The following is a 13,596-nucleotide window of genomic DNA, read 5'->3' on the forward strand; positions in this document are numbered from 1 at the left end:
AGTATAAATGTTATTAATATTTAGAAAAGAAAATTAGAATTTTTAATGACAATGGTATTTGAGGCACTCAAACCGTTGTAAGTGGAAGTGATTATGTATTCGCCTGCCTGCAGATTAATTTTCAAGCTGGCCACACCGTTTTCATCAGTGGTTTTAGAGTAAAATACTCCATTGATGTTGAAGGTAACTTTAACGCCCAGGTTAGGATTTCCAAGGCCGTCAAGAATCTTGGCCTTAAATGAGGTTCCGTCCCTGTAGGTCATCGTCACGTCTTCAGTTTCTATGACGCTTAACACCTCGATGTTATTTGAGACCTTAAGCGTGTCATATTCGGCGGTAATTATGTATTTACCAGGATTTAAGTTAATTGCAAGGCTGGCCACACCGTTTTCATCGCTTGTCCTCGTGTAGAACACTCCATTGATGTTGAACGTTACGTCAACTCCAGCCAATGGTGAACCAGTATCATCCAAAACCTTAACTGAATATTTTGAAGCGTTCTTATAGTATTTTACCAGATCATGGTTTTCAACCAGTTTGGAGAGAACCGTGATTAAAGAACTGCCCATTTCACCGGTAACCGGATTGTAAATTGTTAATATATATTCTCCAGGGTTCAGATTGATGTTTAGCCTGACAACGCCTTCGGAGTTTGTGGTTCTGTTATAAAATACTCCATTGATGTTCATTAATACAGGAGTGTTGGTGACCGGATTTCCGTTATTATCCAGGATTTTTGCATAGAACTGTGATGCGTTCCTGTAATATTTCGTCAGGTCATTTGAAAGGATTGTAGACTTGATGTTAACGTAAACAGAAGAGGATGAATTAATGTAGGTGTCATCTCCATCGAATGTGAGAATTACCGGGTATCTTGCTGAATTCAAGCCCAAATTAAGTGATGCAACCCCATTAACGTCAGTCGTTCTGGTGTAAGTGACGTTATTGATGTTTATTTTAACTGATTTATTTGCCAGCACATGGCCGTTTGAATCCGTCAGATTGAAATAAAGCCTTGTTCCGTCATGATAATACATAGTAACGTTATTTGCATTAATTAACGTGTTGATTGAAGTGACATCGAAGCTATCTTTAATTAATATCGTCTCATAGCCTGTTTTGTTGAATAAAGCCTCAACGGAGTAATTTCCCAAATCAAGGTCGCTTAATGTCAATACGCCTTCGCCTTTAACGGTATTTAAGACGTATGTATCTTCATTGACATTAATGATAACGCTTTCATTAACCTTTTGTAAGAATTTAACGCTTATTGATATGTTATTGATTACTTTTGAAATGTTTAAATCCATAGTTAATTCAACAGGCATTATTTCAAATTTCTTAATATCAATGGCTTCATTATAATTGGTGTTTCCATTGAAAATGATTTTTGCAGTGTAATTTCCAACATCTAAAATGTCTGGGAGAATAAAGTCAACGTTTGATGTTAAATTGTAGGTTTTAGCGTTGACCGTTAAGTAGAGGCTTTCATTTGAAATCTCTCCATTAATGCCGGTTAATGAATTTTTAACGATTAAATCGTTGCCATAAAGCATATTTGAAATATTCAACGTTAATTCGGGATTGACCTTATTTACTGTGACATTAACCATGTTTTCTACAGCATTATAGTTGTCATTTCCATTGTATACGACATTAACTACATATCTGGAAGCGTTTAAAATAACCGGTAAGGTATAGACAGAATTGGCGGTAAAAGTGTAATCAACGTCATTAATGCTTAAAACAACACTCTCATTAATTAACTCACCATCAACGCCAATTAATGACGTGTAAACAGCCAGATAATCACCATAATTAATATCACTAACATTAACTTCCAAAACAGGATCAACCTTGAAAACCTTGAAATTAACGCTATCATTAACTGAATTATAGTTTAAACTACCATTATAAGCAACATTAATTCCATAATCAGAAGCATTCAAAATAACCGGCAAAACAAACTCAAAATTAGCAATAAATAAATAATCAACATCATTAATGCTTAAAACAACACTCTCATTAATTAACTCACCATTAATGCCGGTTAATGAAACATAAACTACCAAATCATCCCCATAGTTAATATCTGAAATATTGACTTCCAGGATGGAATAATTTTTGGAAACCGTGAAATTAACGCTCTCGTTAACTGAATAATAATTAATATCTCCATCATAAAAGATATTGGCAGTATAATTGGAAACGTTTAAAATGGCTGGAATTCTGAACTTGCTATTGGCCATGAAAGAGTAATTAATGTCATTAATGCATAAGAGAAGACTTTCATTAATTAACTCTCCATTAATGCCAGTTAATGAAGCATAAACAATCAAATCATCGATACTTGCATCCAAAACAGGGCTTACTTTGGAAACCTTGAAATCAGCGCCCCCATTAACTGAATAATAATTAATATCGCCATTATAAAGGATATCTGCCGCATAATTTGAAGCGTTTAAAAGAACAGGTAAAACAAACTCCGAGTTAGCAATAAAAGAGTAATCAATGTCATTAATTGTTATAACAAGGCTTTCATTAATCAATTCTCCGTTAATACCAATTAATGAAGCATAAACAATTAAATCATCCCCATAATTGATATCTGAGATATTAGTAATTAATGTAGGAGTGAACTTGTCAACACCGACATTTGCCTTTTGAACATTGGCATTATAATTGTTATTTCCTAAAAATGATAAAACGGCTTCGTAATTGCCCGCATTAATTAGATAAGGCAGTTTAAAGATTGAATTAGGCTTAATTGAATATGATTTATTGTCGATTTCAAGCTGCAAATCACAATCCAAATCGACACTTAAAGCGTTTTCAATCACTAAATAATCACCATACATTATATTTTCAATACTTAAAGACAAATTAACGTCAGACTTGGCAACTGAAAAGCTTTTAGAAATGTAATTAGCATTATAATTCTCACATCCATTGAAATATAATTCAGCAGTATAATCGGAAGCGTTTAAAATAACTGGTAACGCATATAAAGAATTGGACATGATTTTGAAGCTGTTATTGTCTATAACAAGTGAAAGCTCATAAGTCAAGTTATTTCCATTCAAATCAGTTAAATATGTATTAATGCTAGTAATTTCACCATAAGTAATATTTGAAATCAAAAGATCGATATTAACATCATTTTTATTGACCGTGAAATTAACGCTCTCATTAATGGAATTATAGTTTGAATCGCCTTTATAATAGACATTTGCAGTATAGTTAGAGGCGTTTAAAATAACCGGTAAAACAAAGTTAGAATTGGAATTAAAAGAGTAATCAACGTCATTAATATTTAAAAGAATAGTCTCATTAATTAATTCCCCATTAATGCCGGTTAATGAAACATAAATGATAGCATTCTCTCCATAATAAACATCATTAATGCTAACATCTAAAATAGAATCAACCTTGTAAACCTTGAAATCAACACTCTTATTAACAGGATTGTAGTTGGAATCTCCATTATAAGTGATTTTTGTAGTATAATCGGAAGAGTTTAAAATAATCGGTAAAATAAACTCTGAATTAGCAATAAAAGAATAATCATTATCATTAATGGTTATAATAAGGCTTTCATTAATTAACTCACCGTTAACACCAATTAATGAAGTGTAAACAATCAAATCGTCACCGTAATTAACGTCATCAATGCTAACATCCAAAGTAGGATAGACCTTTGAAACCTTGAAATCAACGCTCTCATTAGCTGAATAATAATTGATATCGCCATTATAAATGATATCTGCCGTATAATCGGAAGCGTTTAAAATAACAGGTAAAATAAACTCATTATTTGCAATAAAAGAATAATTATTATCATTAATGGTTATAATAAGGCTTTCATTAATTAACTCATCATTAACGCCAATTAATGAAACATAAACAACAAAATCATCACCATAATCGATATCTGAAATATCGGAAATTAATGTAGGGGTGAATTTGCCAACACTGACATTTGCCTTTTGAACATTGGCATTATAATTGTTATTTCCTAAAAATGATAAAACTGCTTCATAATTGCCCGCATTAATTAGATAAGTCAGTGTATAACTTGAATTAGGCTTTATTGAATATGATTTATTATCGATTTCAAGCTGCAAATCACAATCCAAATCAACACTTAAAGCGTTTTCAATTACTAAATAATCACCATACGTTATATTTTCAATACTTAAAGACAAATTAACGTCAGATTTGGCAACTGAAAATCTTTTAGAAATGTTGTTAGCATTATAATTCTCACTTCCATTGAAATATAATTCAGCAGTATAATCGGAAGCGTTTAAAATAACCGGTAACACATTTGCTGAATTGGACATTATTTCAAATGAATTACTATCTATAACAAGCAAAAGCTCATAATTTAAGTTATTTCCCTTCAAATCAGTTAAATAGCTATTGACGGCAGTTACTTCACCATAAGTAATATTTGAAATCAAAAGATCGATATTAACATCATTTTTATTGACCGTGAAATTAATGCTCTCATTAATGGAATTATAGTTTGAATCACCTTTATAATAGACATTTGCAGTATAGTTAGAGGTGTTTAAAATAACCGGTAAAATAAACTCAGAATTGGAATTAAAAGAGTAATCAACATCATTAATAGTTAAAAGAATAGTCTCATTAATTAATTCCCCATTAATGCCGGTTAATGATACATCAACAATCAAGTCTTCCCCATAATAAATGTCTTCAATGCCAATATCTAAAAGAGGGAAAGCTTTCAAAACGGTGAAATTAACGCTTTCATTAATGGAATTATAGTTTGAATCACCTTTATAATAGACATTTGCAGTATAATTGGAGGCGTTCAAAATAACCGGTAAAACAAACTCTGAATTAGCAGCAAAAGAGTAATCAGCACCATTAATGCTTAAAACAACATTCTCATTAATTAACTCATCATTAATGCCGGTTAATGAAACATAAACAATCAAATCGTCACCATAATAAACATCATCAATGCTAACATCTAAAAAAGGATAAACCTTTGAAATCTTGAAATCAGCGCTTTCATTAACTGAATAATAATTAATATCGCCATTATAAAGGATATTTACAGTGTAATCTGAAGCGTTTAAAAGAACAGGCAATATAAACTCATTATTAGCAATAAATGAGTAATCAGAACCATTAAAGGAAATAATGAGACCATCATTAATTAGCTCACCATTAATGCCGGTTAATGAAGCGTAAACAATCAAATCCTCGCCATAATTAATATCTGAAATATTGGCCTTTAAAACAGGATAAACCTTCAAAACCAATACATCAGCAGTTATGTTTTTAGCATTGAAGTTATTGCTTCCATTATAGTAAAGACAAATGCCGTATTGTGATGCATTTAAAAGAACAGGTAAAATAAACACAGAATTGGCAGTAAAAGAATAGTTTTCATTATTAATATATAAAATTAGCTCATCATTAATTAAAGTGGAATTAAAGGATAATGTAGTATTAATGGATAAGAAATCACCGTAATTAATGTTATTTACATCCAAAGTCAAATTAATGTCAGCTTTATTAATGGTAACATAGGCATAGGCAACACTACCTGAATAGGTATAATTTCCATCATAAACCACTTTAACCTCGCAATCGCCCGCATTAATTAAATCAGGAATGACAAAAACGGAATTGGAGCTGACATTATATGTCTTACCGCCGACCGTTAACGTTACGTTAGCGCTAATAAGAGTGGAGTTAAGATCCATTAAAGTGATATTGGCCTTTAAATAATCGCCGTATGTTATGTCTTCAATATTTAAGGTCAGATTAACGTCATGATTGCAAATGAATGTTAATTCATCGCTTGAAGACAGATAATGTGTAGTATTCTGATATGCTGCAGTGATAGTGCAATTACCGTAGTCCAAAGCGTTAAGTGACAATATTGCTTTTCCATTGGATACACTTCGATTATATTTGACACCATTGAATTCGAAAATGACATATCCTTCATTAATCAAATGGCCGTACTGATCCCATACTGTTGCGCTTATATTAAAATTGTTCTCCTGCTTTGAAAGAATATCCAAAAGCGTTACGGTCGTTAAATTAAATATCGTGAAAGCCTTAATACAGGCTACCTGTGATTCGTACCAGTGGCCTCTGCTTTCCATTTTAATGCTATAGCTGTAAAAATCAATCCAATCAATGCCGTCATAGCTGATAAAGGAGATGTTTTCCTTAAAATGAACTCTTGACACATAGCCGTTGTTTTCTGAAATTGGAACGTAAGCCTCATCTGAAGTGGTTACCTTTAAAAGTATCATAAATTCATCGTCTTTTTCAACAGGTATGAATTCATCAAAGTTAATTGTATAATATCCTCTGGCAGGAGCTGTTCCGTTTTGCGTTAATCTCAATTCGTCGTTAACATAAACCTCTGCCGTCCAGTTGGATTCCATGTAAAAATATGTTGAAAATGCCGCCAAAATGTCATCAGAGGTTGCATTATAATAGTTCTTATACCATATTGTGCTTTGATTGGTTAAAAAGTAATCTGTAACACCGGCAATCTCCCATTGATAAATCTTATCATATTTTACAGTGTCATTAAGGATAAATGTAAATGAAGCCTCCAAATCCCCTACCATTGCAAATGTTGGATCATAATATGAAACATAGAAGTATCCTGAATCACCCCAACCAGTTCCCCAGCTGTTCTTGCAGATCCACGCTCCGTCTCCGGGAGGAGTTGACCTGAATTTGCTTTTTGAAATATTATCGTCCCATCCGACAATTACCACCGCATGATCACGTTGACCGGTGCCCCTATAATATTGATAGAGCTCATTGTTAGCATGAAGGGTAGTATAAACTCCCCCATAATTTAAAATAGCCTTTTTTATGGCATCATTGTCAGTATAGCTTAATCTAGGTAAAAAAAGAATGTTTTGAACATGGATAAAGCTATCCATTACTGGAGACAAGACTGAATTAATGACGTATATGTCATCGGTTTCATTAATGGCGCCTATCCAGCTTGTAAGATAAGCCATTGCCATTTCATTTGTGCCTCCAGTGTTGGTTGAATAATCCCAACCATAATCCGAATAAACCGCCATTAAGTTTTTCATGTTCTGTTCAGACAAATCGTATTCAATGCCCGTTGCCTTTAAAATGCAGGATTCAAGAGCAGCAAGAATTGCAAAAGCCCAGCAGTTACCGTTGCTTCCCTGATCCTTAACTGAAGAAACAAATCTCTCTTCCCTTAAATCATAACGGGACGGTATTGTTCCATTATATGGAATGTAAGTCATTTGAGTATAGTTTTGAGATACAAAGTTAATATCATAATAATCGCTTTGGTGAAGCTCGCTTTGATTAAATGTGTTATCCGTGAAATTTTCATCACATAAAATGCTGTAAACGCCGTTGTTTTCAAAATCAGTGGATATCATGTTAAATATGGAATAATCACAGAATATTGCCTGGCCTTCTTTAGCTGAGTTATTTATGAATTCGGATGAATTCAGATACAATGCCCCATACATCTTGTAGATGGCTCCGCCCTGATATATTGCGGTATTGTTAACGGCAGTTATATTGAATATATAAGCTTGAGAATTCAAATCGCAAATTGCTCCACCCAATCGTGCTGTATTATTGATAAAGCGTGAATTTGAAATGGTTAAGGTTGAGGAAACTGAATAAATGGCTCCGCCATAATCCTGTGTGGAATCCCTGAAAATGACATTGTCAACGGTTAATGTTCCCTTTGTGGAAACGTAAGCTCCTAAAATGGTTAAATTATACAATTCCAATGTCTTTGAATTTGAAAATGCCATGCCTGTATATTTGATAATGGTGTTTTCCGCATCCTCACCTATAAAGGCGTTATATGAAGAAAAAGAAATGGATTTGTCCAGTTCATATTCGCCGTTGGCCAGATGCAGGATAGAATTTGACTTTATTCTTGATGAAGTGAGATACTTGTAGGGACTTTCCTGAGATCCGCTTCCATCATTTTCAACTGACGCATTAAAGTAGATATTTGAATAAGATGATTCATCAGGCAAGCTAATGACATCTGAATCGATGTCCTCCACAACAGTTAAGTTATCCTCGGCCGAAATGAACGGAATTGCAAAAAATCCTAAAACTATTATAATAAGAATTATTCTTTTATCTAACATAGGTAGAATTAATTATGTTAAATCTAATTAATATATTAGATACTTTTAATCACGATAGTATTAGAAGCACTTAACCCGTTGTAAGTGGAAGTTATTATATATTTTCCTGCCTGCAGATTAATTTTCAAGCTGGCAACTCCCGTGGAATCTGTTGTTTTTGTATAAAACACTCCATTAATGTTGAATACGACATCAACGCCAGGATTAGGATTTCCAAGTCCATCCAGAATCTTTGCCTTAAATGAGGTTCCGTCCCTGTAATGCATAGTAATGTCTTCAGATTCAATGACGCTTAAAACTTTAATGTTGTTGGAAACTCTTGAATCGCCATATTCGGCAGTGATTATATAATCTCCAGGGTTTAAGTTAATGGCCAGGCTGGCCACACCATTTGAATCTGTTAATCTGTTATAGAATACGCCGTTAATATTGAATGTAACGTTTACGCCGGATAATGGTGAGCCCACATCATCCAATAGCTTTACGGAGTATTTTGAAGCGTTCTTATAGTATTTTACCAGATCATGGTTTTCAACAAGCCTTGAAAGTACAGTAATGTTATTGGCGGCATTTTCACCTGTAACAGGATTGTAAACAGTTAAGATGTATGTATTCGGCTCAAGATTAAGGTTCAAGCGGACAACACCCTCGGAATTAGTAATTCTTTTATAGAATACACCATTGATGTTCATGGTAACTTCAGTGTTCGCAACCGGGTTTCCTTTGAAGTCAAGAATGGTTGCATAGTACTGGGTGGCGTTTCTGTAATATTTAACGACATCGGAAGACAATACAGTTGATTTTACCGTGATGCTTCTGGTCAGATTTGAAGGAATGTAAATTTCATCACCCAAATAGCTGATTGAAGCGTTATAGACACCGCTGTTTAAGTTTATTGCCATTGAAGCCGTACCGCTTGCATCGGTTGTTCTTTTGCTGTCAACTCCGTTGAGGTTAATAGTGATGTTTTTTCCTGAAAGGGGTTTGTTGTCCTTATCAAGTAACGTTACGTAGAATCTGGATCCGTCTCTGTAATACATCACCAAATCATCAGCCCTGAAATGGGTTTTAATGTAGTCAACGCTGAAATTGCCCGTGGCAATTACGTTTTTATAGATAATGCTTGAAAATGAAGCTTTTACGTTATAATTTCCATAGTCCAAAGCGGTTAAAGTCAATACGGCTATTCCGCCTGTTGCATTAATGTGATATAATTTTGAATTAACGTCAAACCTTACAGTGCCATTAATAGGCTTTGAAAAGCTTGCCGTGATATTTACGCTGTCAACATCAGTTTTTGTGATATTAAGATTCATTTCCAATGGAATCTTGCTTACCTTAAAGGTTGCATTGGCATATGCCTTATCGGAATAGCTTGCAGTTGCAAGATATTCTCCAGGAATTAAAGCGTTTTTGACAAGCGTTAATGTGTTTGACGGAACCACAAAGGTATTGTCTCCAACGTTAACGTTAATGTAGCCGTCAACTAGTTTATTGTCTGAAATCAACGTATTTTGAATAGACAATTCCTCTCCGCAGGTTATATCTGAAATGCTTATGGTTAAATTAACTGAAAAATCACTTATGTTAACACGAGCTGAAGCATTTGAGGAAGAATAATGATTGTCGCTGTAATCGGCCGTGACAATATAGCTTCCGGTGGAATCGATTTGGGTTTTTAAAACCGCCTGGCCAAAAACGACAGGAACATTATAAGTTTTTGAATTAATTGTAAACTTGACGTTTCCTGAATTAATGTAGTTGCCGAATTCGTCCTTTATAATTGCAGTGACGTTGAATAATGCGCCGACAGCAACAAGATCAGGAGTGTTAAGGGAAATTTCAGAAGCGAATGATTTGGATGTGAAGGCCTTAAGGCAGGCTACCTGTGAATAATATGAATGTCCGTACTCCGGAAAAGTGGCTTCAAAATCATATAAATCCGTCCAGTTTAGGCCATCATAGCTGAAAAATGAAATCCCTTCACGATAAAGGACACGGTTGGATCTTATCTTTTCGGAAATCGGAACAGAAGCATACTCGTCGCAGGAAATCTTCATTACAATCCTGAAGGTATCCCCTATTTGCAGCGGGATGAATTCATTCAAGTTGAAAGTGTAATAGCCCGGAGTGGAAATTCCGCTTTGGGTAAGCTTTAATGCATCGTTTACATAAATTTGAGCAGTCCAGTTTGTTGTTGCATTGAAATAAGTTGAAAATGCAGTTAAAAACTCATTATCCGATGCGTTGAATATGTTTTGATACCATATAGTGTCATTTCCGGTTATCAGATAATCGGTGATTCCAATAATGTCATACTGATAGTTCTTATCGTAGTGCATGGTGTCGTTTAAAATAATCGTATAGGTGCATTTCTGGTAATCGCCAACTCTCGGACATCGGGTATCATAGTATGAAACGTAGAAATAACCCTTGTCTCCCCAGGTTTCGCCCCAGCTGTTTTTACAAATCCAGGCTCCGTCTCCCGGAGGGGTTGTCTTGAAATTGCTTTTTGAATAGTTATCGTCCCATCCGACAATCACTACTGCGTGATTGTTGCCGCTTGTTCCGCTGTAATAATAGCTGTTTGATTTCAAGTTTGAAGATGAATAATAGATTCCTGTTGAAACGGCACCATATTTAAGTATGGCCTCTTTTATTTCATCATTATCAGTGTAGTTGCTGCGGGTGAGAAAAACAAGGTTTTGAACGTGGATTGTACTGTTAAATACAGGAGATATTACAGTCTGATCGCTGTAAGTATCCATATCATCCTCCAATACGCCCAGCCAGTTTACAAGATAGGCAATGCCCATATCATCATAGCCGCCCTTGTTCGGTGTGAGGCTCCAGCCGTAATCGGAGTAGTATGACATGAGATTTTTCATGTTCTCTTCGCATAAGTCGTAGGCTATGCCCGTAGCCTTCAGGATACAGGATTCCAGAGCCCCTAAAGATGAAAAAGCCCAGCAGTTACCGCTGCTTTTTTGGCTTTTAACCGGCGTGACCCATCCATGCTCCCTTAAATCATAAGAGGAAGGTATTGTTCCATTAAATGAAAAATCACCTTTAATCATAGTGTAATTTCCGTTTCCTAAAAACATGTTGTATCCCTGAGCATTATAATAATCGTTACCTTGTGATGCCCTGTTGTCTTTATAAGTATTGGATGATACGTCCTCTTTAATGTTCAATATGGTAAATACGGCTCCGCCTTCATAGGCTGCCTGATTGGAAATGAATTTTGATAACTTGACTGAAATATCTGAAGAATTGTCCAGGAGAAGCGCTCCGCCGCTTGATGCCTTATTGTCAGAAAATGAAGATGATTTGATTTCCATTGTTCCATACATCTTATAAACGGCACCACCCTGATAATTTGCAACGTTATTGTTTGCTATAATGGAATCTAAAACTGAATTGGATTCCAGATCGCAGATTGCTCCGCCTAAAGTAGCGTTGCATGAAGTGAAATTGGATTTTTTAACATTTAAAACTGAATTGCGGACATAAAGAGCTCCGCCGGCATTGTTTATGGTGTAACATTTAGTAAAATCCGTGTCGTTTATGATTATATTTGAATTGGCTTCACCTGCTATCGCTCCACCGTACTTATTTGCATAATTGCTTTCGAAAATGGAATTGACTACCGTTAGGCTGCCTCCGGTGACATAAACGGCACCTCCGTAGGTTGCGGTATTATCCCTGAAAGTGGATGATTCTATAATTGTGTTTCCGCCGTTTGAATAGAGTGCGCCTCCATAAATGTTTGAGTAGCTTCCGGTGTAGCTTCCGTCATTATTTTCGAAAATCACATTAACGGCCGTGAAATTTTTATTGTTGTTGACCGTTAAATCATTCAACGTGATAGTGTAAATGTTTAAATTGCCCTGAGATATGAACTTTAAAGAATTTCCTTTAATTATTGTATTTAATGGGCTTTGACCAATAATCGTTAAGTTTTGAACGGACTTTGAGCTGTCCAGAGTATACTCCCCATCAGCGAAATGAACAATGCTGTTGTCCTGAATTTTTGATGATGACAGATACTTGTATGGGCTTGACTGGCTTCCGTCCCCATCGCTTTCAACGGATGAATTGAAATAAATCTCCTTTAATGAGAAAACTTCATTATCAGCACTAATGGCTATATTATCGTCATTTAAAGTACTGTTGTCACTAGCAAAGCCGATAGGGATAATCAGCATTAATAATATAGTGAAAAATAGGATTTTACTAAATTTTTTCATCTTTATTCACCATAAGAAAACTATTTTAATATTAGGTATAATCCTCATTATTTATTAATTTATATTATAAAAAAAAGTTGCAAATATTCCATTAAATTGCCAAAAAAACAAAAAAGGTTATAAAAGATAACAAAAATAAGACTAATTAAGGAGAAAATAGGAGGACTATTTATTTATAAAAAACTGTTAATTTTGATATTAACACTATTCTTTATTTTTTCAATTTCAATCGTATCAGCAGATAACTTCAATTCAACAGACATTGCAGATGACAGCAATGCTGACAGTATTCATGAATCTTTTCAAAAGCTACTAATAAACTCCAATAATCTTTCACATGACAAGAAAAGCGTTTCAAAGGATTTCGACTTTTTCGGATTATTTGACTTCGGCCATGAAAAGAAATACGGATACTGGGTCTGGGCAAAGGACATGAATAATGTTGATTTCGATAAGCTTTCCAAAAATGGTGTTAACGTTGTATTTTTGAATTCCTTTGCATTTACCGAATACGGGCAAAGGGAAGTTCTGGACTGGATACATGAAGCAAGGGAACATGACATTGAAGTTCATGTCTGGATGCAGATATTCAATACGGGAAACTGGATTTCACCCCTTAAAAACGGAACCCCCGATACAAGATACTTCAATTACAAGATTGAAGAGGCAAGATACTATGCGGGACTGGATGAAGTCAGCGGAATACAGATCGACTATATAAGATTTGAAGGTAACGCCTACAGATACAACAACAGTACCGAAGCAATTAACATGTTCGTTAAGAACTTCAGCGATGAAATGAGAAAAATCAATCCCGACCTGACGCTTTCCGCAACGGTAATGCCCGAAACCGACAATGACGAATACTTCTACGGCCAGGACATAAAAACGATATGCAAATACGTGGATGTAATTGTCCCAATGATGTATAAGGGAAACTACAATGAAAACAGCAGCTGGATTGAAAACACCACAAGATGGTTTGTAGACAATTCCGGTGATGCTGAAGTATGGTGCGGTCTTCAAACCTACGATTCCGACTATAACGTTACAGCATTATCCGCAGACGAACTGATAAAGGATAAAGACTTATGCTTTAAGGGCGGAGCCGACGGAGTGTTCTACTTCAAATGGGGAATGAACAACGACCTGGAAAGCAGGAAAATTAATTAAAA

Annotated in this window: 3 protein-coding genes; 1 reads left to right on the forward strand and 2 read right to left on the reverse strand. The window is 35.0% G+C overall.

Going from position 1 to position 13,596, the window contains the following annotated elements; all coding sequences use genetic code 11:
- Nucleotides 1-20 precede the first annotated feature (20 nt).
- Together F3G70_RS06390 and F3G70_RS06395 are read right to left on the reverse strand one after the other, a co-directional pair.
- Entirely contained in the window at nucleotides 21-8,171 is an 8,151-nt protein-coding gene (locus F3G70_RS06390) for a C1 family peptidase (RefSeq protein ID WP_149731871.1), read from the reverse strand.
- A gap of 35 nt (nucleotides 8,172-8,206) precedes the next feature.
- Nucleotides 8,207-12,421 (reverse strand): C1 family peptidase, encoded by a 4,215-nt coding sequence (locus F3G70_RS06395; RefSeq protein WP_149731872.1) that lies wholly within the window; start codon nucleotides 12,419-12,421, stop codon nucleotides 8,207-8,209.
- A 192-nt stretch (nucleotides 12,422-12,613) separates the two neighbouring features.
- Between F3G70_RS06395 and F3G70_RS06400 the strand changes: the two genes are divergently transcribed.
- Nucleotides 12,614-13,594, forward strand: a complete 981-nt coding sequence (locus F3G70_RS06400; protein ID WP_149731873.1) for a putative glycoside hydrolase — start codon at nucleotides 12,614-12,616, stop codon at nucleotides 13,592-13,594.
- The last annotated feature ends 2 nt before the right edge of the window (nucleotides 13,595-13,596 follow it).

It is taken from the genome of Methanobrevibacter millerae, assembly GCF_900103415.1.
GTDB lineage: Archaea > Methanobacteriota > Methanobacteria > Methanobacteriales > Methanobacteriaceae > Methanocatella > Methanocatella millerae.